Annotated in this window: 20 protein-coding genes; 6 read left to right on the forward strand and 14 right to left on the reverse strand. The window is 58.3% G+C overall.

Translation table 11 applies throughout. The features are described 5' to 3' along the window. Window positions 1-101: 101 nt before the first annotated feature. The 14 genes from ABLU87_RS12275 to ABLU87_RS12340 form a co-directional block, all read right to left on the reverse strand. The gene (locus tag ABLU87_RS12275; protein WP_014226730.1) at window positions 102-1,259 is read right to left on the reverse strand and encodes a sugar diacid recognition domain-containing protein; all 1,158 of its coding nucleotides are present in this window, start codon (window positions 1,257-1,259) and stop codon (window positions 102-104) included. Further along, on the reverse strand, window positions 1,256-2,431 hold the full coding sequence (locus ABLU87_RS12280) for a glycerate kinase (RefSeq protein WP_032751158.1): 1,176 nt from the start codon (window positions 2,429-2,431) through the stop codon (window positions 1,256-1,258). Before ABLU87_RS12280 ends, ABLU87_RS12275 begins: the two co-directional genes overlap by 4 nt. A gap of 13 nt (window positions 2,432-2,444) precedes the next feature. Next, complete coding sequence (locus tag ABLU87_RS12285) at window positions 2,445-3,815, reverse strand: MFS transporter (RefSeq protein WP_183129340.1); 1,371 nt, start codon at window positions 3,813-3,815, stop codon at window positions 2,445-2,447. 76 nt (window positions 3,816-3,891) lie between these two features. Next, window positions 3,892-4,770: an SMP-30/gluconolactonase/LRE family protein gene (locus ABLU87_RS12290; protein ID WP_116279866.1), complete on the reverse strand. Its 879-nt coding sequence runs from the start codon at window positions 4,768-4,770 to the stop codon at window positions 3,892-3,894. Between the two features lie 13 nt (window positions 4,771-4,783). After that, the gene (locus ABLU87_RS12295; protein WP_025106028.1) at window positions 4,784-6,121 is read right to left on the reverse strand and encodes an MFS transporter; all 1,338 of its coding nucleotides are present in this window, start codon (window positions 6,119-6,121) and stop codon (window positions 4,784-4,786) included. A gap of 135 nt (window positions 6,122-6,256) precedes the next feature. Continuing rightward, entirely contained in the window at window positions 6,257-7,447 is a 1,191-nt protein-coding gene (locus ABLU87_RS12300; RefSeq protein WP_122117384.1) for a thiolase family protein, read from the reverse strand. 11 nt (window positions 7,448-7,458) lie between these two features. After that, a complete protein-coding gene (gene fabG, locus ABLU87_RS12305) occupies window positions 7,459-8,193 on the reverse strand; it encodes a 3-oxoacyl-ACP reductase FabG (RefSeq protein WP_032751155.1) in 735 nt (244 codons plus the stop codon). 2 nt (window positions 8,194-8,195) lie between these two features. Beyond that, the gene (locus ABLU87_RS12310) at window positions 8,196-9,797 is read right to left on the reverse strand and encodes a CoA-transferase (RefSeq protein ID WP_196942054.1); all 1,602 of its coding nucleotides are present in this window, start codon (window positions 9,795-9,797) and stop codon (window positions 8,196-8,198) included. Next, on the reverse strand, window positions 9,794-11,350 hold the full coding sequence (locus tag ABLU87_RS12315; protein ID WP_025106030.1) for a class I adenylate-forming enzyme family protein: 1,557 nt from the start codon (window positions 11,348-11,350) through the stop codon (window positions 9,794-9,796). Before ABLU87_RS12315 ends, ABLU87_RS12310 begins: the two co-directional genes overlap by 4 nt. A 249-nt stretch (window positions 11,351-11,599) precedes the next feature. Further along, on the reverse strand, window positions 11,600-11,989 hold the full coding sequence (locus ABLU87_RS12320) for a VOC family protein (RefSeq protein WP_025106031.1): 390 nt from the start codon (window positions 11,987-11,989) through the stop codon (window positions 11,600-11,602). A gap of 1 nt (window position 11,990) precedes the next feature. Further along, on the reverse strand, window positions 11,991-13,325 hold the full coding sequence (gene fucP, locus ABLU87_RS12325) for an L-fucose:H+ symporter permease (RefSeq protein WP_032751147.1): 1,335 nt from the start codon (window positions 13,323-13,325) through the stop codon (window positions 11,991-11,993). A gap of 36 nt (window positions 13,326-13,361) precedes the next feature. Continuing rightward, window positions 13,362-14,303: a ribokinase gene (locus tag ABLU87_RS12330; protein WP_085520413.1), complete on the reverse strand. Its 942-nt coding sequence runs from the start codon at window positions 14,301-14,303 to the stop codon at window positions 13,362-13,364. An 11-nt stretch (window positions 14,304-14,314) separates the two neighbouring features. After that, window positions 14,315-15,004 carry a D-allulose 6-phosphate 3-epimerase gene (gene alsE / locus ABLU87_RS12335; RefSeq protein WP_014839469.1) on the reverse strand — a complete coding sequence of 230 codons (690 nt, stop codon included), beginning with the start codon at window positions 15,002-15,004 and terminating at the stop codon, window positions 14,315-14,317. A gap of 109 nt (window positions 15,005-15,113) precedes the next feature. After that, a complete protein-coding gene (locus tag ABLU87_RS12340) occupies window positions 15,114-15,914 on the reverse strand; it encodes a DeoR/GlpR family DNA-binding transcription regulator (protein WP_122117368.1) in 801 nt (266 codons plus the stop codon). A gap of 363 nt (window positions 15,915-16,277) precedes the next feature. Between ABLU87_RS12340 and deoC the strand changes: the two genes are divergently transcribed. The 6 genes from deoC to ABLU87_RS12370 all read left to right on the forward strand — a co-directional run bounded on the left by deoC (window position 16,278) and on the right by ABLU87_RS12370 (window position 22,492). Next, window positions 16,278-17,027 carry a deoxyribose-phosphate aldolase gene (gene deoC / locus ABLU87_RS12345; protein WP_102803220.1) on the forward strand — a complete coding sequence of 250 codons (750 nt, stop codon included), beginning with the start codon at window positions 16,278-16,280 and terminating at the stop codon, window positions 17,025-17,027. Between the two features lie 53 nt (window positions 17,028-17,080). Next, window positions 17,081-18,586 (forward strand): FGGY-family carbohydrate kinase, encoded by a 1,506-nt coding sequence (locus tag ABLU87_RS12350; protein WP_025106036.1) that lies wholly within the window; start codon window positions 17,081-17,083, stop codon window positions 18,584-18,586. A 61-nt stretch (window positions 18,587-18,647) separates the two neighbouring features. Beyond that, window positions 18,648-19,421: a DeoR/GlpR family DNA-binding transcription regulator gene (locus ABLU87_RS12355; RefSeq protein ID WP_009654966.1), complete on the forward strand. Its 774-nt coding sequence runs from the start codon at window positions 18,648-18,650 to the stop codon at window positions 19,419-19,421. Further along, window positions 19,402-19,596: a hypothetical protein gene (locus tag ABLU87_RS12360; RefSeq protein ID WP_177952253.1), complete on the forward strand. Its 195-nt coding sequence runs from the start codon at window positions 19,402-19,404 to the stop codon at window positions 19,594-19,596. Before ABLU87_RS12355 ends, ABLU87_RS12360 begins: the two co-directional genes overlap by 20 nt. A gap of 423 nt (window positions 19,597-20,019) precedes the next feature. Further along, window positions 20,020-20,442, forward strand: a complete 423-nt coding sequence (locus tag ABLU87_RS12365) for a hypothetical protein (protein ID WP_009654947.1) — start codon at window positions 20,020-20,022, stop codon at window positions 20,440-20,442. A 496-nt stretch (window positions 20,443-20,938) separates the two neighbouring features. Continuing rightward, complete coding sequence (locus ABLU87_RS12370; protein ID WP_004124798.1) at window positions 20,939-22,492, forward strand: peptide MFS transporter; 1,554 nt, start codon at window positions 20,939-20,941, stop codon at window positions 22,490-22,492. Window positions 22,493-22,530: the final 38 nt, after the last annotated feature.

Below are 22,530 nucleotides of genomic sequence, written 5' to 3' on the forward strand. Positions count from 1 at the left end.
AAAATCGCCGGGCGCGCTATTATTTTGATAAACGGCGATCTCAGAGTGATACGCGGTACCAGGTGGCGAGGGCGCGTACCGGCCTGCTCGCCCGCCGCACGTTAGCTTAAGGTATCAATCCATTCGCTCTGGCGCGGGTTCTGCCGACGATAGCAGTGTACCGACACCGCCAGCTGCGTCAGGTCGGTGAAGACCATCGGATCGAGCTGAATATGCTTTTTAATCTGCTGTAGCCGGTAGGTGAGCGTATTGCGATGAATCCCCAACAGCAGCGACGTTTTGCCCGGCTCGGCGTTATTGGCAATAAAGCTGCTGAGGGTATCCAGCAGCACTTCGCCGGAATCATGCTCAAGCAGCTGGCGTACGTTATTGATGAAAAAATTGACCATATAGCTGTCTTCCAGCACCCGGAACAGGCAGAGCATCGCCATTTCGCGAAAGTAGTAGATCTGCCGCTGCGGCTGCACTTTGCTCCCCACCTCAATCACCGAACGGGCGAATCGGATGGCCTCGCGAATATCCGGAGCGCTGTCCGCCTGCACGCCAATACCGATATGGTAATGGCTGATCTGATTGCTGAGGACAAACTCGATGCCCCGCAGCAGCGTTTCCTGGGATTCGCTCAGCGTATTGAGGAGCAATATTTCATTGCTGCCCAGCAAAATCACGTCTCTTACCCCGGACAGCTGCGAGAATTCCCGCAGCAGCGTACTCAGTATTTCGCTTAGCTGGTGCTGTTCGACCTGGACGGTTACCACGACCGGCACCAGCGGCGCATCAAAAGCGAAGCCAAGCTCCACCAGGCGATGCAGCGCTTCCTGTCCGGCGGGCGAAGCGCCTTGATCAAGATATTGACCAAACAGGGTATCGCGCAGACGCTGTCGCCAGTTGGTTTCCCGCATCTCTATGGCCTGGCGGACCAGCAGCTCGGCGGTGAGTACCGCCAGTTCAGCATAGCGGCTGATCGCTGCGGGATCGCCGCTGATGCCCACCACCATCACCACGCGATCGTCATAGATAATGGGATGATTAATACCGGGATGCACATTCTGGAAACGCGCGGCTTCCGCGGTGTTGTTAATACAAATGCGTTTACCGGTGCGTATCACCTCACGGGCGATCTCATGCTGCTCGCCGATACGATGCCGTTCACCTGAGGCAATGATCTGTCCATGATGGTCAATCACGTTCACGTTATGATGAATTATCGCCATTGCTCGGGCGACAATTTCATTAGCCAGCGCCGTCGTAATAATCATACAGTTATCCGCTTATGTGCCTCTCCGCGCCGCCCGCTCAGAAAGGTTCGTAGAACATTCTCCGCTGCGTCGGCGAGGAGCTGTTCGCATGTGTTCATCGACTCCGCCAGCGGCATAGGGCGCTGGCAGATAGACCACATCGCGTCAATATGGTGTTGATACAATTGCCGACTGCTCTCATCGCGTCCGCCGCAAAGGGCCACAACCGGTACACCGTGGCGCGCCGCTTTGCCCGCCACGCCCACCGGGGCTTTACCAAAGGCGCTCTGACGATCGAGCCAGCCTTCCCCGACGATGGTCAGCGCGGCATCGCTAAGATGACGGTCGGCGTTAAGCAGTTCGAGCACCAGGTCAATGCCCGGGCGCAGCGTGGCGCCCGCATAGGCGATTAGCGCGGCCCCCATACCGCCCGCAGCCCCGGCGCCGGGCCGTTCGCTGACGTCGTAGCCGAGCGTTTGCTTAAGCTGCCGACTGTAGTGCGCCATACCCGCCTCCAGCTCCCTGAGCGCCGCCTCGTCCGCGCCTTTCTGCGCGCCATACACCCGGGTGGCGCCATCTTCCCCGAGTAGAGGATTTGTGACGTCGCAGGAGGCCTGTATTTCGGCCTGTCGTAAGCGCGGGTCCATGGCGCTTAAATCGATGCGCTGAATATGCGCTAGGTCCTTGCCCGCTGCGGGAACCGGCAGCAGCGTGCCGTCCTCGCGCCAGAAGCGGGCGCCAAGCGCCTGGGCAAAACCGATGCCGCCATCGTTGGTCGCGCTGCCGCCCAGCCCGATAATCAAACGCCGACACCCGGCATCCAGCGCCGCTTTTACCTGCTCACCCAGCCCAAAGCTGCTGGCCAGGCGCACATCCCGCTGCGCTTTCGGCGTGAGCTCCAGCCCACAGCTTTGCGCCATCTCGATAATGGCCCGTTCGCCGGGCAGGATCAGAAACGCGGCCTGTACGGAGAGACCGTAAGGCGAGGCGCAACGCTGCTGCTGCCACCTTGCGCCCTTCAGCTGCGGACTTTCCGCAAGAGCCGAGAGCAGCCCCTCTCCGCCGTCCGACACGGGCATTTCGACCAGCTCCAGCTCCTCGTCAACCCGGCGCAACCCCTGTGCTACCGCTGCGCAAGCGGCCTGCGCGCTACAGCTACCCTTAAACGAATCCAGCGCGATAACAATCTTCATGCGTTCTCCTGCGTTAATGCGCTTTGCGCGGCGTTTTATCGGTGGTCATAAGCTGCAATAACATCCCCAGCAGCGCGCATCCCGCCATGGTAAAGAAGGCGTAGATATAACCCGCCGGATTTTCCCATCCCCCACCGAACTGGATGAGCCAGCCCATAAGCAATGGCGAAATGCCGCCGCCGATAAACATCGCCGTGGTGATAATGCCGTTGGCGGTAGAGGTGGCGCATTCTTCGGCGGAGTCCGAAGCCATGGCGTAGTAGATAGGCCACACGGCGTTGGCCACCAGGCCAAAAAATAGCTGAATGGCGATAAGGCGCGGCATATTGGTGGCGAAATAGAACAGCGCAATGCCGATACTCATCCACAGACCGCAGACGATCAGAGTACGTTTACGGCCAAAGCTATCGGAGAGCCAGGGCCAAATTATCTGGCCCAGGGTACCGGTAAGCGTGAAGATAATACTTAGCCCGGCGGATGCCGCCAGCGACAGGCCGGAGACGTGATAAAGATACGGCGGCAGCACAACGTTAATGCCCATATAGACAATTTGCGTCAGCAGGGTATTGCCCGCCGTTAGCGAAATATTGCGGTTGCGCAGGGTGCGTAAAAAGGTCCTCATCCCTTCGCCTTTGGCAACATGGCTGCTTTCCTGGGTCGCCGGGCGCGTCATCCCCTGGCTATCGATATGCAGATAAAGCGTGTTGATGCGATCGGCGGTGGAATATTTCGCCCAGAAAATCATCAGCGGGATGGCGACGATCAGCGCCAGCAGGAAGCAGTAGCGCCAGCTGCCTTCGCCAAATGCGGAAAGCACCAGACTTGCCACCACGCCGCTCAGCAGCGCGCCAATCGGATAGCCGGTATGATGCACCCCCAGCGCGAAGCCGCGTTTCTCTTTCGGCCACCACTCTGCGGTGTTGCTGACGCCGACGGGCTCGCCCCAGCCGGCCCCGAGGTTGACGCCAACGCGCAGCAGCACAAAGGCCGTCAGCCCGTGGCTGATCGCTTTAATTCCGGAAAGAAAAGAGAGGGCGGTATAGCCCAGCACCAGCGGTACCTGAAAGCGCGCTCGCTTCCAGCCTGAACCGTAGCGATCGCTCCAGATGGAGCCGGGGATATCCAGCACCGCGAGGGCAACCATAATCAGGGCGACGACGTTGCCCCACTGTTCCGGCGAGAGCGAAAACTCTTTAGAGATGACCGGGCCAAGGCGCAGGATCATCTCGCGATCGTAGGCGTTAAGCACCCAGATTAGCCAGCAAACCAGCAGCGAAACCCAAGAGAAACGATGTATCAGCCGCTTTTTTCCACCTTGTTCGCCGGCAGGTGTGTGATTGATTGTTGTCATAGTCGTGTTTACTCCGCGGCGTCGCGACAGCATGATGCGCGCCGCCTGGTGTCAGGGTCAGAGTCAGTTCGCCGGGTATTATTGTTATCGCGGCGAGCCGGAGGTTGGCTTAGCCGGCAAAACGCCGTTCCGCTACGCCGGTCACGCCCAGGTCGTACAGGGCGAACAGGCTGCCGCGCAGCTGATTATCTTCCGGGAAGCGCGGGAGGGGCGGCTGCGCCATTGAGGTGACGTACAGCACGTCGAGGTTTTCGCCGCCGAACATTACGCTGGTCACTTTTTTCACCGGCATCTCAATGATGCGATCGACCTTGCCCTCCGGCGTGTAGCGCACCAGCTTGCCCGCGTAGACCAGCGCGTTCCACAGATAGCCTTCGCTGTCCACGGTGGCGCCATCCGCCGCGCCGCCTTCGCTGCGATCGACACGGCAAAAGACTCGTTCTCCGGAGAGATCGCCGGTCGCGGTGTTGTAGTCCCAGGCGCAGATTTCGCCCGTCCAGGTATCGGCAAAATAGAACGTCTCGCCGGAGGGGCTCCAGCAGGGGGCGTTAGAGACGATGATATTTTTCTTCAGCACGTGCAGTGACAGATCGGCGTCCAGGCGATATAGCGCGCCGCTCGGCTCCTCTTCACGCATATCCATCGATCCGAACAGAAAACGTCCCTGACGATCGACTTTGCCGTCGTTGAGCCGGTTAAAGGGCCGGTCCGCTTCCGGATGGTGCAGTAGCGTCAGCTCGCCGCTGGCGAAGTCGAGCAGATGCACGCCATTCTGTAGCGCCACTACCGCGCCTTCGCCGTTCTGGCGCAGGGCGAAAGAGCCAATTTTCTGCCGCACGTCCCAGCTGTTAATCGCGCCGCCCTGCGCGTTACAGGCGAACAGGCGCCCGTCGAGGCTGTCCACCCACCAAAGACGCTGCTGTTCGACATCCCAGACCGGGCTTTCGCCGAGTCGAGTTTTTAAATCCAGTAAGACTTCGATGCGCATAAGAACCTCCTGATTACGCTTTTTCGCCGTCGGCCTGTTTTGCCGATGCACTGCCGGGGGATGACGAACTTTTGATGAACACAGACACCAGCGCGCCGACGATCAGTAGCGCGACGGCGAACCATAAGCCGGACGTTGCCGCGCCGGTGCGGTCCTCAAACGCGCCGAGAATAAACGGCCCGAGAAAGCCGCCGCACAGCCCGAGGCAGTTAAGCAGGCCGAAGCTGCCCGCCAGCATATGCCCGCTCATGATCGAGGGGAGCCAGTTAAAGATGATGGATTGCATGGCGAAGAACATGAAGGCGGCCAGCGAGAAGCCAAGCAGCGCCACGCCGTGACCGGCAATTGCGCCAATGGCCATGCCGGTCGCCATGACCAGATATCCGGCCATCAGCATGCTGCGCGAACGCTGCTCCGTCCGGGCGAAGCGCGGCAGCAGGATCCCGCCAGCGGCGGCTGCGATCCACGGGATGGCGGTCAGCAGACCGATCTGCAGCGGGGTAAGCTGGCCCCAGCTACCGATGATCCCCGGCAGGAAATAACTCAGGCCGTAAACCGAAAACTGGTGAGTAAAGTAAATCAGCACCAGCAACAAAAATACGCGGGTGGTGAGCGCTGTTTTCAGGGAAAAACGGCTCGGCGTATGGCGCGTCTCCTCGGCTTCTTTCTCCAGTACCGCGTTGATTGCCTGCACGTCGTTGCTGTCCAGCCAGCGGGCGTCAGCCGGTTTATCCGGCAGTCTGCGCCAGACGACGAACGCCAGCGCTATCGCGGGCAGCCCTTCGATAAAGAACATCCACTGCCAGCCGTGCCAGCCGGACATTCCATCAAGGCTTAATAACAATCCGCCCAGCGGCGCGCCGATAATATTGGCCAGGCAGACTCCCAGCAGGAACAGACCGGTGGCTTTAGCGCGCTCTTCGCGGCCAAACCAGAGGGTCAGGTAGTAAATAATGCCCGGATAGAGCCCCGCTTCGGCGGCGCCGAGCAAAAGGCGCATCACGTAAAAGGACGTAGGCCCGGTGACAAACGCCATGCCGCAGGAGATGATCCCCCAGGTTATCATGATGCGGGCGATCCAGCGCCGCGCGCCAATCCGGGTTAAAAACAGGTTGCTGGGGATCTCCAGCACCGCGTAGGTGAGAAAAAACAACCCGGCCCCGAGGCCGAATGCGGTTGCGGAAAGGCCGATATCCACCGACATGGTCGCTTTCGCCATGCCAATATTGGTACGATCAATAAAGCTGATGATGTACGCCACGATAAGCAGCGGCATCAAATGGCGGTAGATCTTTTTATGGGTGCGCTGTAGCTGCGTCCCGTTTACCGCCTTTTCATTTATTGCGGACATGGTTATTATTTCCCCGTATTCGTGGTCAGAAGCCTTGCCGGGATCGCGTCGATCCCGTTAGTCAGCTCACAGGTTGTCGCCGGGTGCTGACCCGAACGACGCCCGGCCCGAAGCCCCACTTCGGGCCGTCTTTTCCTAAGCGCCTTCGCGCTCGAACAGCATAGAAATCCCCTGGCCGCCGCCGATGCACATGGTGACCAGACCGGTGCGCGCGCCGCTGCGCGCCATTTCATACATCAGTTTGACCGGCAGGATCGCACCGCTGGCGCCCACCGGGTGGCCGAGGGCGATCGCGCCGCCGTTGACGTTAACGCGGGCTGGATCGAGACGCAGATCGTTCATCACCGCCAGCGCCTGGGCGGCGAAGGCCTCATTGAGTTCAATTAAATCGATGGCGTGAACATCCATATTGAGACGGTCCATCAGGCGTCGGGTAGCGGGAGAGGGGCCAAACCCCATAATCTCCGCGCCGCAGCCGGCGACCGCCCAGCCGCGAATCTGCATGCGCGGAGTTAAGCCGCGCTGTTCCGCCTGCTGGCGGGTCATCATCACCAGCGCGGCTGCGCCGTCGTTAATGCCGGAGGAGTTGGCCGCCGTCACCACGCCGTCGGCTTTAAATGCCGGACGCAGCGCGGCGAGCTTTTCGCGCGGGGTGTCGCGCGGGTGTTCATCGGTCGCGAACAGGCGGGTCGCTTTTTTGCCGTCCGGCACCTCAAGGGCCAGAATCTGCTCGCGGAAGCGATCCTCAGCGATCGCCTTCAGCGCCTTCTGCTGGCTCGACCAGGCGAAATCGTCCATCGCTTCGCGGGTAATACCGAAGCGTTGCGCGACGTTTTCCGCCGTGACGCCGTTGTGATAAGGCCCTTCTGGCCAGGTAAGGATGGAGATCAGTCCATCTTCCAGCTCGCCGTGGCCCATGCGATAGCCATCGCGCGCTTTGCGCAGGTAGTAGGGCAACTGGGTCATATTTTCCGTTCCGCAGGCGACGACCACCTCGGCCTGGCCGCTTTGCAGCTGCATCATGCCGTCCGCCAGGGCCTGAAGCCCGGAGCCGCACTGGCGGTTAACCGAATACGCGGTGCTCTCCTGCGGGATCCCCGCCCGCAGCTGGCAGATGCGGGCGATAAAACCGCTTTCGGCGATTTGCCCGACGTTGCCGACGATCGTTTCATCGATATCCTGCGGCGCAAGCCCGGCGCGGGCGATCGCTTCGCGAATAACCGCTGCCCCGAGATCGTGCTGGTGGGTATGCTTAAGACTGCCGTTAAACGTGCCAATAGCGGTACGGACGCCGCTGACAACCACAATATCATTAGCCTGTGTCATCGTTTTTCTCCTTACAGCACCATGCCGCCGCCGACGTTAATGACTTCCCCGTTGATATAGCGCGCGGCGTCGGACGCCAGAAACGCCACGCACTCGCCAACGTCTTTCGCCTCCCCCGCGTAGCCCGCAGGGATCTTGTTGATCATGATTTGCCAGACGTTTTCCGGGACGCCGCGCGTCATATCGGTATCGATAAAGCCCGGGCAGATGGCATTAACCGTGACGCCTTTTTTCGCCAGTTCGCGGCAGGCGGTTTTGGTCATCCCCACCACGCCGGCTTTTGACGCCGAATAGTTGGTTTGCCCGACGTTGCCAAGCCAGCTGGCGGAAGCGATATTGATAATGCGGCCCGCGCCGCGTTCGCGCATGCGGATGGCGGCCTGCTGCATACAGAGAAAAGTGCCCTTCAGATTGACATCGATCACCGTGTCCCAGTCCGCTTCGGAGAGTTTGTGCAGCATGGCGTCGCGGTTGATTCCGGCGTTATTCACCACAATATCCACCGGGCCAAACGCCTCTTCGGCCTGGGAAAACAGCGCTTCGACCTGCGCTTTTTCACCGATATTGCAGCTGATAAACAGCGCCTGTGCGCCCGATTCGCGCAGGGACGCGGCGGCGGCTTCGCCGTGCGCGTCTCGATCGGCGATGATCACGCGCGCGCCTTCCCTCGCAAGCACCTGGGCAATGCCAAAGCCGATACCGCGCGCGGCGCCGGTAACAATGGCGGTTTTACTGGCAAGTTTCATAGCTAATTTCCTTGTGAGTCAGAGGATGAATTCCGGGACAGATGTTCCGCGAGGCCGCAGGGCTGCGGGGTGAACAAGCGACTGTCCATAACCTGAAGATCCGCGGCGATCGCCGGACGAAAATCCATATGCGCCAGGATGTCGCGCTCAAGATCGATACCGGGGGCGATTTCCGTCAGCACCGGCCCCTCCGGGCGCAGTTCGAAAACCGCCCGTTCGGTGACGTAATGCATGGTTTGTCCTTTGGCGCGGGCCAGCTCGCCGTTGTAGGAAACCTGATTCACCCCGGCGACGAATTTGCGTACCTCGCCTTCGCGCCGGATATGCAGAGCCCCTTGTTCACAGGCGATCTCCAGCCCTTTGGCGGTAAAAGAGGAGCAGAACACGACGTGGCGGGCATTCTGGGTGATATCGATAAAACCGCCCGCGCCGGGGCAGGATGCGCCGAGCCGCGTGGCGTTGACGTGGCCGTGCGGGTCCATCTCGCCGGCACCCATAAAGGTGATATCGACCCCCGCGCCGTTGTAATAGAGCATTTGATCCTGGTGGCTTATCATCGCGCTCAGGTTACGACCGATGCCGAAATCAACGCCGCCCGCCTGCTGCCCGCCGTAGATCCCCGACTCCACGGTGATGGTGACCTGCTCGCCGAGCCGTTCTTCGTGAATGATGGCGCCAATAACGTCGTTGGGAATGCCGGTGCCGAGATTGATGACGCAGCCGGGCGTCAGATAGCGGCAGGCAATCCGCCCGATAAGCTTGCGCAGGTCGAGCGGCAGCGGCGCGTTCTGCGCGGCGGGAAGCTGGATATCGCCGCACAGCGCCGGATCGAAGTCCCAGCTGGAGGTCTGGCGGTGATCCGTCTGTGGCTCTTCGCATACCACAATGGCGTCGATTAGGTTGCCGGGAACGGTGATGCTTTTCGGATGCAGCGAGCCTTTCGCCACGCGATATTTCACCTGCGCCAGCACCTTCGCCCCATAGCGTCTGGCGGCGAGAACCGCGTGCAGAACTTCCAGCTTCATCACCTCTTCATCGGTCGTGAGGTTGCCCTCTTCATCAGCATGGGTGCCGCGCACAATGACCACGTCCAGAGGAATGGCCGGGTAGAACAGATATTCGTCGCCGCGAAACGTCACGTGCTCGATCAGATCGGGCCGTTCGCGGGTGCGGGCGTTCATCCGCCCGCCTTCCATGCGCGGATCGACAAAGGTACCGAGCCCGACGGGCGAAAGGCGCCCCGTAAGTCCGGCAGCCATCGCGCTATAGAGATGAACGATCTGCCCCTGCGGCAGACACCAGGCTTCCACTTCGTTGTTGTTGATCATCGCCATCCAGCGCGGCGCCAGGCCCCAGTGCGAACCGATGAGGCGCGTCACCATACCCGGATGAGCGAAGTGCTGGATACCGCGCTGGCGATCGCTTTGCCCTGCGGCATGCAGCAGCGTCAAATCGCGCGGCTCGCCTCCGCTCAGAAAACGCGCTTCGATGGCGCCTAAAATGGATTCCGCCGCGCCGATAAGCGTCATCCCGACGGTACAGACGGTGTCTCCGCTGGCGACCCGCTGCGCCGCTTGATGGGCGCTGATAAATTTGTTGCTCACTTTTTATCCTCCGTTGATAGCGTGATGATGGATTCCGCGAGGCGCGTTTTAAGCTGCTGTTTGCTCACTTTTCCGTTATGGGTGCGCGGTAAAACGCGGGTGAAAATAATGCGCGCCGGCAGCTTAAAGCGGGCGATTTTGACCTTCAGCCAGCCGAGGATCTCTTCGCTGGTCAGGTGGTGCTGGCCGTCCGGCACGATAAACGCCACCGGCTCTTCGCCATAGATCGGGCTGGGGGTCGGGATGACGGCAACTTCCCGCACTCCCCGATAGGTAGAGAGAATGTTTTCCAGCTCCAGCGAGTAAATCTTCTCTCCGCCGCGATTGATCATGTCCTTGCTGCGGTCTTTTATGTACAACCAGCCTTCATCGTCGAGATAGCCCAGGTCGCCGGTACAAAACCAGCCCTGTGCATCGCAGCTCGGGCGTCGTTCGCTGTGCTGCCAGTACTCGCGGATCACCACGTCGCCTTTTAGCCAGATATGCCCGATTTGCCCGGCGGGGAGGAGCTGCTGGCGATCGTTGCGGATCGTAATGGCGAGGCCGGGGATCGCCTGGCCCGAACTGCCGCATTTATCGCTGCCCCAGACGTCGCCCGGAAAAATCGTCGCGGGTGAGGTCGTTTCGGTGAGCCCGTAGATCGGCTGAATCGCCGTGTGCGGGAACAGGGTTTTTAACTCGTTGATCAGTCCATCGCTCAGATGGCCCGCGCCGCAGGCAATCGTGCGTAACGCGGGGAAATCGCCAGGATGACTGGCGCTCTGCTCGCGCGCCGCCTGGCAGAGAAGGATAAAAATGGTTGGCGAGCCGTGCAGAAAGGTAATGTTCTGTTCGCGCAGGGTGCCGATCACCTGCGGGGCGTTGAACCGGTGCTGCAGCCAGATGCTCGCGCCGAGGCTAATAAACAGCGCCAGCAGCGCCGACAGGCCGGTGATGTGATAGATAGGTACCGCCAGAATGGTGCTATCCGCGGCGGTGAGATTCAGTTTTTGCGTATAGGCGTCAATCGCGCAGAGCAGGTTATTGTGCGTGATAATCGCCCCTTTCGGCTCTCCGGTGGTACCGGAGGTGAACATCATCACCGCCGTATCGTCGCGGTTAACCGGGACCGGCTGGCGGGTCAGCGGTTCGGGAAGTGAGATCGCCTGCCATTCGCTGAGCGAAACCGCGCGCGCGTCGGGGGTGTTTTTCAGCCAGTCCTGTACGGTCGCATCGAACAGCACGACCCGCGGGGCGATATGGCCCACCAGCTCCTCGCTTTCGGCCTGCTTAAGCTTAGTGCTGAAAGGCACCACTTCGATGCCCAGACCAAGCGCGGCAAAAAGGACTTCGCAAAAAGCGGGATGATTCCCCCAGGCCAGCAGGATTCGATCGCCTTTGCGCAGCGACCAGATCTGGTCAAGCTGCGCCATCGCTCGCTGTACCCGCAGGTGAAAATCGCGGTACAGATAGCGCCGATCCTCAAACGCCAGCGCCAGGGCATCCGGGCTGCGGGCGGCGCTGTGTCTCAGGGCCTGGTACAGATTCTGGAAGTCGGCGGAGGTGCTGCTCATTTGTCTCTCCTGATATTGCGTATTGACTGGAAGTAGTCTGGGGAAATTCAGGAGAGGAAATTGCCGAATGGCTCACAATAGAAAATCAACAAAACAGAAGCAATTTTGTAACATTGCACAATAGGCAGGAGAGGCCGGTTGGGGGAGAGAAAATCTGGAAGCAGACAGGCTTTTGTAAAGCCTGAGGAAGCCCACTTTTAGACCCGTGTTAACCGGGCCTAAAAGGGAGAAGGGGATCAGCCCGGCCGCTTAGCGCTTAAAGGCATCGAACTCGAGCCGTTCGCCATCGGGGCCGCGAATAAGCAGGAAGCGCACATTTTCTTCCTCAATCGGCCCTTCATCGAGCGGATAACCGAGCGCCGCCAGCCGCTGCTGCACCGCATCCAGATCGCTGACTTCCAGCGCCAGATGATCGATACCGCAGCGAGGGACGTCAAAAGGCGTTCCTTCGGGAAGCTGGTACAGCTCGAGGACGGCGCCCGCCATTTCAAGAAACGCGACTTCAATAGCGCCCTGCGGCGACGGTTTGCTAAACCGCTGCTGGCGCTGAAAGCCCAGCGGTTCATAGAAGGCTAGCGAACGTGTTAAGTCGCTGACCTGATAGCCAATATGAGCAATCGTGTTGATCAGTTCGCGCATGTTATACCCCCTTACGCACGCACCAGAAACCGTAGAAAGCGACATACACAAAGCACACAAGTGGGGCGATAAAAGCGATTTGCATATTGCCGCCGTTCATATCCGAGATAATGCCCATCACCAGCGGAATAACGGCCCCGCCGATAATCGACATCACCACGATCGAGCCTGCGGTCTGGGTATCTTTCCCCATCCCTTTGATGACCAGACCAAAGTTTGTCGGCCAGCATGGCGCCATACAGAAGCTGACCAGAATGAGCGCATAGACCGCCAGCATTGAACTGCTGAATACGGCAACCAGTAAAAGGGCGGTGGCGGCCAGGGCAAAGGTACCGAGCAGCAGCGCCGGATTCAGGCGGTTCATCAACCAGGTGGCCACGGTTTTACCCACGGCGTAAATCACCAGAGAAGCCAGCAGCCAGTAAGTCGCGGAGTGCTCGCTGGTGCCCTGCTGCACGAGCTGCACAAAGCGAATCGTGAAGCTCCATACGCCAACCTGGGCGCCGACGTACAAAAACTGCGACAGGATCCCGAGGCGAAAGCGCGGGATGGCAAACAGGCGTTTCAGCGTAGGCCCCATGCTTTCCGTCGGGAGCTGTTGCTGCTGAGAGGGCGTGCCCTTGCACGACGGGAATTTAATAAACACGAACACCAGCGCCAGCACCACCAGCACGGAGCCGATAATCAGATAGGGCCCGACCACCTGGCCGACCATCTGATGGCGCGCGGCGTCCGCGGCGGCGGCGGGCATCGCCAGCAGCTGTTCATGGCTCGGATCGTTTTCGCCGAAGACCATCACCTGGCCAATCAGCACGCCGGAAATCACGCCCAGCGAGTTGAAGATCTGCGAAAAGTTAATGCGCTGGGTGGAGGAGTGGATCGGGCCCAGCAGGCTGGAGTAGGTGTTTGCCGAGGTTTCCAGAAAAGAGAGTCCGCAGGCGATCACCCCCAGGCAGGCGAGGAACGCGCCGTAGGTCATGATCTGCGCGGCCGGGACGAACAGGAAACAGCCGAGGGCGTACAGGCACAGCCCAATAATAATCGCCGCTTTATAGGAATAACGCTTAATCAGCGCCGCCGCAGGCAGGGCGACAAAGAAGTAGCCGAGGAAAAAAATCGACTGCACCAGCGCCGTCTGGGTATCCGTTAAATCGAAGCCCTTTTTAAACTGGGCGATCAAAATATCATTCAGGTTGCCCGCCATCCCCCAGAGCGCAAACAGGCAACAGACCAGTAAAAATTGCAGCCAGGGGGTGTGCGGTAAATACGCGCTGGTGTCCAGTTTTTCATTGTGGACCGCCGCTTTATCGACCTTATCCGTGATTAGCGTACTCATTGAGCTATCCTCTTAATGGTTTTTATACAGTAGGGTTTAAGCCATTTCATAATCAGAGGCGGCACGTAAAAGCCGTTCTCGTGCCTCCTGGTAGTCCGGTAAAGATGATGCGCCCTGCTTTTCGACGCTGACGGCGGCGTAGGCCGCCGCAAATCGGGCCGCGCTATGCAGCGGCTCGCCGCAGGCCAGACGCGCCGCCAGCGCGCCGTTAAAGGCATCGCCCGCGCCGGTGGTATCGCGGGGATGAGAAGGAAAGCACGGAACAGGGGATTTCACGCCCTGCTCGCTCAGCAGGGCGCCCTTTGCGCCGAGGGTGATAATGACGTTGCGCGCGCCCTGGGCATGCAGCGCATCGGCGGCCTCGGCCGCGGCCGCCAGAGAGTCAACCCGGCGCCCGGTCATTAACCCGGCCTCCGTCGCGTTCGGCGTGAGCAAATCCACTTTGCTTAGAAAGGCGTGCTCAACGGGCTGCCAGGGGGCGGGATTGAGCACCACGAAGGCCCCGGCTGCTTTCGCGGCGTCAACGACCTGTTCAATGGCGGAAAGATTATTCTCCAGCTGAACCAGCACCACATCCGCGCAGCCGATAGCGGGAATGCAGCCGGCGATTTCATCATCGGTCACCGTCATATTCGCGCCGGGGTCGACGGCAATCATGTTTTCGGCATCGTTGCCGGCCACATAAATCAGCGCATTGCCGGTGGGGACCTCTTCGGCGACCAGCAGCGTCACGGCGTTAAACCCCACGCTCTTCAGATGACGACGGGCAAAATGGCCGAAGGTATCATTGCCAATCTTGCCGATATAGTGGACATTCGCCCCCGCTTTTAGCGCGGCGGTGGCCTGGTTCGCCCCTTTTCCGCCGGCGCTGGTCATGCTCCCGCAGGCCACTAACGACTCGCCCGGCACCGGGAAGCGTTCCACTCTGGCCACCATGTCGAAATTGAATGAACCAAAAACACAGACTTTTCCTGACATCATTCGCTCCTTTATACGTGCTCGGGGGAGTGCAGCGCGGCGGACAGATCCCGGGACATTTTTTCCCAGGCCTGCTCGAGCGGCATATCCGGGCGGAATAAACCGCTGCTGCCCATCACCAATACTTGCGCCCCGGCTCCCAGCAGCTCACGGTAGGTGTTGCGGTTGCATGAGCCGTCGACTTCCAGCAAGAAGTTGAGGCTGCGGCTCTCTTTTAACTGATGAAGCTGCGCGATTTTGGCGGTCATTTCGGGAATAAACGGCTGACCGGCATAGCCCGGATCGACGGTCATCACCGTGACCTTATCGAGCAGATGCAGATAGTGCTGGATGCTCTCAACCGGCGTGGCGGGATTGAGCACCATCCCCACCTCTTTCCCCGCCTGGCGAAGCATATTGATGACCCGAAAAGCTTCGCGGCAGATGGTTTCCGGATGCAGTGAAATGGCGTCTGCTCCGGCTTCTATCAGCGCCGGGATAAACGGGGCGGGCTCTTCGACCATCAGGTGGACATCAATGGGAAGCGACGTATAGGGCCGAATCTGCGCCACAAAGCTGGCCGATAGCGCCAGGTTTTTCACATAGTGCCCGTCCATCACGTCGACGTGCAGCCTGTCGGCTTTGCCGTTTAAAAAGTGCAGCTGTTCCGCCAGCTTCATCATGTCCATACACATGAGCGAGGGAGAAAGGTAATAACGCATAAGGCCTCTTTTATTCCGGTAGTGGCTGATTTCAGGCAAAGTCTGGCCCTGCCGCGGGAAGCAGCGTTTCGACAATGCGCGTAGTCACCGTCACGTCATGACGGCGTACTCAGGCGATCTGTAGCCCGACGTTATGCCAGGTCATCTCTTTTTCCAGCAGCGGATCGACAAACTTTTCGGTGATTAAACAGTCCAGCTCGCCCAATCCGCCGATCCGCGCGACGCCTGTTCGCCCCAGCTTGCTGCCGTCGACCAATGCCACGGTCTGACGGGCGGCCAGCATCATCTGTTTCAACAGGGCGGCGTGGGCTTCCGTACCCGCATATAAACCGCTATCGCGCTCCAGCCCCTGGCAGGAGAAAAAGAGCGTATCGACGGCGTACTCGCGCAGCGTTCGTGAGGCGGTTTCACCGAAGAACGCCTCCTCGGTCGGGGAAAAATCGCCCCCTAGTCCCACGAGATGCAACGAGCGTCTGCTCATCAGCGTTTGCAAAATGCGGATAGAAGGCGTGATAACCGTTAGCGCCATCTCCGGCATCTGCCGGGCCAAAAACCAGCTGGTGCTGCTGCCGTCCAGGACGATGGTCTGTCCCGGCTGGAGGCACTGCAGCGCTTTGCGGGCAACGCGCATTTTTCCTTCACTGTGCAGCAGCGTTCTCTGCTGAAAGCTTCCCTGGCTATCTTCGACCGGCAGGGCGGGCGACGCCGCTCGGATCACCGGCAGCGGGTTCTCCGCCGCCAGCGCTCCGCCATGGCTCCGATTTAAAATCCCTTTCCGTTCCAGCTCGCTCAGATCGCGGCGAATCGTTTCCCTGGAGACCCGAGTCGCTTGCGCAATCTCATTCACCCGCATCACGCCGCGTTGGCCCAGCAGTTCAACAATCAAACGATGACGTTCCAGCGGCAACATAGCTCTCTCCTGAAGTACATAATCAGATTACCTTTCCCTTGCGCAGGGCGTTGAGACCTCCGGAATATCCGGCGAAGGCGACCGTTTTGTCGCCGGTCAATGTGACAGCGTACGCATTTTGGCGTCATATCCGGCAGCGGTTTCGCTCTCTCGCCCGTTATTCAGGCATAAACAAAAACAAACAAAAATAAATGCAATATTGCCTTTGCGCCCGTTTATGCCCGTTTACGCCCGTTCATCAAGGGCATCGCTCATTTCCCGTCTGCTAATTAAAAGCAAATGAAAATAAAAAAATGCTAATTTGATCACGTTATTTTCATTTGATGCGTTTTTAAATGGATTTAAGCCGATTAAGAGCATTAAATGAAAGAAACTAAAAACAAAGAGCAGGATAAAACCATGAATGAAACAACCCGTCGTTTTGCACGTTTAGTCGACCTGAGCGCAGTCCAGGCCACCAGTACCGAAGCGGACGTTCGCGCCTGCGCCGAGCTGGCAACCCGATACAACATTATTTCCGTCCACGTTCTGCCCTGCTGGACGCGTTTTCTCAGTACGTTGCTGCCGCAGCAGGGGACGGGAGAGGTGATGATTGGCGGGCCGGTCGGCTTTCCCGGCGGCGGGCATGCGACTGACACCAAGGTTCAGGAAGTGCGGCAGCTGATTGCCGATGGCGCCCGCGAAGTGGATATGGTGGTGAATATCGGCAAAGTGTTATCCGGCGATTATGACTATGTGCGCGAAGATTTGCGCCGCGTGGTGGAGGCCGCCGCGCCGGTACCGGCGAAGGTGATCCTCGAAACGCACTATCTCAATGAGGAGCAGATTCGCCGCGTGTGCGATATCGCCGTAGAGGTGGGGATGAAGTGGGTCAAAACCTCCACCGGCTGGGCGCCGACCGGCGCGACGGTGGAAAAAGTCAGCATTATTGCCGACCAGCTTAAAGGCCGAATCGATATCAAAGGCGCCGGGGGGATTCGCGATCTGGCAACGGTGCGCGCCCTGTACCAGCTTGGCGTCCGCCGCTTTGGCATGAGCCATGGCGCGGTCACAAAGGTGCTGGCTGAACTGGAGCAGCACCCGGAACGCTTTCCCGAGCTGAACGCCGATTAAACTGAGAGACCGCGGGCCTGATGGCCCGCCTTAAGACGTCACCGGAGTCAGTGATGAAAGATAAAATACTCACGATTGATGTTGGCACTGGCAGTACCCGCGCCGCTCTTTTGCGCGTTGACGGCACGATGGTCGGCTTTGCGCAAAGAGAGTATGAACAGACCACGTCGCGTGCGGGTTGGTCAGAACAGGCCCCGTCTTTATGGTGGCAGGCCGCCTGCGACTGTATACGCGAGGTGCTTTACCGCTATCCTGAAACGGCTGCGCAGATTGCGGTTATTGGCGCCTGCGGGCAGATGCACGGCACCGTCCTGCTGGACGATCGCGGCGAGCTGGTGGAGGACAGGGCGCTGCTGTGGAATGACAAGCGCAGCCAGCCGCAGGTGGAAGCTTTTACCGCGCGCGAAGGGCGGGAAAAGTGGCTGGCGCATTTAAATAATCCACCCGCGGCGGCGTGGCCCGCTTTCAAATTAGCCTGGTGGCGTGAACATCATCCGGAGCGCTGGCCGCAGCTCGCCAAAGTGTTAATGCCGAAGGACTATATTAATTTCATGCTGACCGGCGCCCTGGCGACCGACTATAGCGAGGCGTCCTGCTATTTCCTGATGGACAGCGAAACCCGCGCCTGGTCTTCGCAAGCCTGCGAAACGTTTGGCCTGCGGGTCGATCAGCTACCGGACCTCAAACTTTCCAGCGACATTATCGGCCAGGTAACCCCACGCGCCGCCGGCCTGACGGGCCTGCCTCCAGGGATCCCGGTGGTTGCCGGTACGTCGGACATGGCGGCCTCTCTGCTGGGCTCGGGAGTATATGAGCCGGGGATGGCGTCCGACTCCACCGGCACGTCGACGCTGATCACCGTGGTGTCGCCGCGGCCGTTACGCCACCCGCTGGTCAATAACCTTCATCTGGCTAACGCGGCCTGGGGCGGATTTACGATTCTCGACGCCGGCGGCGATGCCGTCCGCTGGGCGCGGCTGGCGCTTGCCGATAACCAGATTACCCACCCGCAGCTTTTGCAGGAAGCGGCGGCGGTGCCGGCCGGTGCGGAAGGGCTGCTCTTTCTTCCCTATCTGACGGGAGAGCGCCTGGCCGAACACACGAACTCGCGGGCGCAGTTCTTCGGCCTGCAGCGCAAGCATCGCCGCGGTCATTTATTCCGCGCGGTCCTGGAAGGGGTGGCCTTTGCGTCCTGGCGCAATCTGCGCCAGCTGCAGGCGTGCGGGCAATATCCGCAACAAATGATCGCTTCCGGCGGCGGCGCGCGAAGCCCGCTGTGGCTTGAAATCAAAGCCGCGGCGTACAATCTTCCGATATTATCTACGCGCAACCAGGAGAATGGCGTCACCGGATGCGGTATTATCGCCGGGGTTGGCGCGGGGCTGTACGCGGATTTTGCCAGCGGCGTGAGGCAGACGGTGCAGTTCGGTAAGCTGATTTCGCCGGATCCCCGTCTGCGGGATTATTACCACGCCTGCAGCGAGCTTTTTGATACGCTCTACCGGCAATCCGCCGCCTTATACGACAGGCTGGATGCCCTGAGCGCAGGACCCGACTGATAAGCAACGGTAAGCCAGCGCCGCGTCGCGCGTAACGTGCCGTAAATAAGAGAGAGGCAGAATGTTTGCAGAAGAAAGACAGGAGAAGTTGCTCAGTATTCTCAGGGAAAAACGCAAAGTGGCTGTTTCTGAGATGTGTGACGTCTTTAATGTATCTGGCGCCACCATTCGTGCCGATCTCCGCCAGTTGGAAGAGGAGGGACTGCTGACCCGTACCCACGGCGGCGCCGTCCTTCGCACGCGGGCGAGCTTTGAACAGGCGTCGGACGCGCGTGAAATTGTCAACCTCAGCGCGAAAGAGCGGATCGGCCAGCGCGCAGCGGCGCTGGTTGAGGATGGCGACATTATCGTGCTGGATACCGGCACAACGACCCTGCATATCGCGCGCAATATTCGCGACCGACAAAACGTCACGGTGGTCACCAACGATTACCAAATCGCCCGCGAGCTGGAAGCCAGCCCCTCGATTCAAACCATTCTGCTGGGCGGGATCGTGAAGAAGGGGTACCACTGCGTGGTGGCGATCAACGGACGCTCTATTCTTGATACCCTGAACGTCGATAAAGCGTTTATGGGCGCCAATTCGCTGTCGCTGAAACACGGCGCCTGCGTGGCCGATATCATGCTGGCAGAAACGAAACGCGGCATGGTTGAACACGCCAGCCAGGTGATTATCGTCTGCGACTACAGCAAGCTGAATAATACCTCGCTTGCCCAGTTTACCGCCGCGGATCGGATTGATACCGTGGTGGTCGATCGTCTGCCCGATGACGTTCAGGCGTATCGTAATGCCGGCATTCAGGTGATCTCCCTGGATGAAGAGGCGCACCTCTAGCGTTCTGTTCCGGCAGCGGCGTACCGATCCGGAGTACTACAGTAAAGGGCTCGGTATTGCGCCGCGTATCAACCCGGCGCTGGAGAAAGTGACGGCTTCTCCCGAATATAGCGCAATTAAAGCGCGCTGGATTAAAGCGTCGTTGATAGTGGCGTACAGGAAAGATACCCCCTGAAGGGTATAGCCCCTCAAACGTTCCTGTATGCCATCGGGAGCATCGGCTTATCCGTCAACGAACAAACGGTTACTGGTTCTCTCCCTTTTTAAAAGTTTTCAATACATTATGCGCGTAGCTAATATAATTCTTAGCACGCGGACATTTAAAATGTAACGCGAAACTTCTGAAAAACATGTCCAATGAAATAAAAAGTGGATTTTATTTCAATCTTTATGTCAGAATCGCGTTATGGCAATAAAAACCATATTTTATATATTGTCATTATGCGAGCCATAATGAGCGGATACTACCGAACGCTACAGAAATAATATTCTGAGGCGTTGTCTGATTATTCGCATGGAGAATTATCGTGATGCTATCCTGTCTTAAAAACCTCGCTGGTGATTATATAGGATATAAATCATATGGCAGGAACAATAAATGAGTTCGATGACAAATAGCCTGGAAAGATTAAGGAAGGAAAAGGAGGAGATAAAGCGACAGCGGCGTGAGTTTAAAATAAAATTCGTGTGCTTATATGTCTCAATATTGTCACATCTAAAAGCAAATCCTGATAATAAAGTTACCAAGGGTTCTTTTGGTGATGCTAAAAAAATCACCGTGGCAAACGATGGTTTCTTTTTTGATATTAGTTTCAAATATGACTACGCAAGAAATAAAGTGCGGATTATTGTATCTGAAGAAAGCCTGTCGCTGAAAGTCAGGCTCACCCTGCGGCTGACGGCATCAAAAGCGAAATGGCGCATTGTAAAAATATCCCATAAAAAGTTTAAGTATATTTTTAGAGTCATGAAGCCACAGCTGATTGAGGAGCTTATCGTCTTTTTGATCCGCTATCTGTAGATATTTCCTCTCCGCCAATGGGCCAATGAGCCGGGATGCTCGCTTCGATCGTTCTTCCGGCTGCAGGTTGGATATTTCCTGCCGCGAGTTCCTCCTGGTTTGAGTCGATGAGAATGTCATTAAACGGCATTACTCGATAAAGCCCCCATTAATGCTGTTTTTTCCCGCTTTTACCCCTTTTATCGCCCGGGTTTTCTGGCGGGATGAAGTTGCCAGGGTGATTTCTTAACTCCTTGTAAATAAATGAAAAAGTATCATTTTTGTCATGAATGCCTCTGTCAATCACATTTCCTCTCTCGCCAACTTTAAATCTGTAAAAGTAGACGTTTGTCGACTTTTCATCTAAAAAGTTGGGGGAAGGGACTAGACAGGACCATTATTAGGTTATCAAATGGTTAAATTACGTCACATTAAATGTGAATGATTGGCCTTGTGTATAAAAGGCCAACACGCTTTCCGCTGCGTTAAAGCGCTGCGGACATCTTTGGGAGAAGTTATGCATTCCTCTGTTAATAAAAATGAAACTCGGACCTTTTTTGGTCATCCTTACCCCCTCGGTTCGCTGTTTTTCACCGAAATGTGGGAACGGTTCTCGTTTTACGGTATTCGACCATTACTGATCCTGTTTATGGCGGCCACCGTCTATGACGGCGGGATGGGGCTGGCGCGCGAGAACGCGTCGGCCATTGTCGGGATCTTTGCCGGGACCATGTATCTTGCCGCGCTGCCCGGCGGCTGGCTGGCGGATAACTGGCTCGGGCAACAAAAGGCGGTCTGGTACGGCTCGATTCTGATCGCCCTCGGCCATCTCTCCATCGCGCTGTCGGCGGTGATGGGGGATAGCCTGTTCTTTATTGGCCTGATGTTTATCGTGCTCGGTTCCGGCCTGTTCAAAACCTGTATTTCGGTGATGGTCGGTACGCTGTACAAGAAAGGCGATGCGCGCCGCGACGGCGGCTTCTCGCTGTTCTATATGGGCATCAACATGGGGTCGTTTATCGCCCCGCTGATCTCCGGCTGGCTGATTAAATCTCACGGCTGGCACTGGGGCTTCGGCATCGGCGGCATCGGGATGCTGGTCGCGCTGATTATCTTCCGCGTCTTTGCCGTTCCGGCGATGAAACGCTACGACAGCGAAGTCGGCCTCGACTCCACCTGGAACAGCCCGGTAGTGAAACGAAACGGCGTCGGCGCATGGCTGCTGGCGCTGACGGTCGGCGTGGCGGTTATCATCGCGTTGATTGCCCAGGGCGTTATCGTGATTAACCCGGTGGCGGTCGCCAGCGTGCTGGTCTACGTGATTGCGGCGTCGGTGGTGCTCTATTTTATCTACCTGTTCGTCTTCGCCGGACTGAGCCGCAAAGAGCGCGCCCGCCTGCTGGTATGCTTTATCCTGCTCATCTCCGCCGCCTTTTTCTGGTCGGCGTTTGAGCAGAAACCGACCTCGTTTAACCTGTTCGCTAACGACTATACCAACCGTATGCTCGGCTCCTTCGAGATCCCGGCGGTGTGGTTCCAGTCGATCAACGCCCTGTTTATTATTTTGCTGGCGCCGGTATTCAGCTGGGCATGGCCTGCGCTGGCGCGCAAAAACGTCCGTCCGAGCAGCATCACTAAGTTTGTTATCGGTATTTTATGCGCGGCGGCGGGCTTTGGCCTGATGATGCTGGCGGCGCAAAACGTCCTGAGCAACAACGGCGCGGGCGTTTCGCCGATGTGGCTGGTGGGCAGTATTCTGATGCTGACGCTGGGGGAGCTGTGCCTTAGCCCGATTGGCCTGGCGACCATGACCCTGCTGGCGCCGGAAAGAATGCGCGGCCAGATGATGGGGCTGTGGTTCTGCGCCAGCGCCCTGGGTAACCTGGCGGCGGGCCTGATTGGCGGGCACGTGAAGGCCGATCAGCTGGATATGCTGCCTGACCTGTTCGCACGCTGCTCCATTGCGCTGCTGATCTGCGCCGCGGTGCTGTGCCTGCTGATTGTTCCGGTTCGCCGGATGCTGGAAAACACCCGCAGCGACAAGCCGCAGGAGCCCGCGGCCAACGCGTAATCCCGCAAAAACCCGGCGCGTTCTGCGCCGGGTTTATC

The organism is Klebsiella sp. CB_Kp196, assembly GCF_040061575.1.
GTDB lineage: Bacteria > Pseudomonadota > Gammaproteobacteria > Enterobacterales > Enterobacteriaceae > Klebsiella > Klebsiella michiganensis.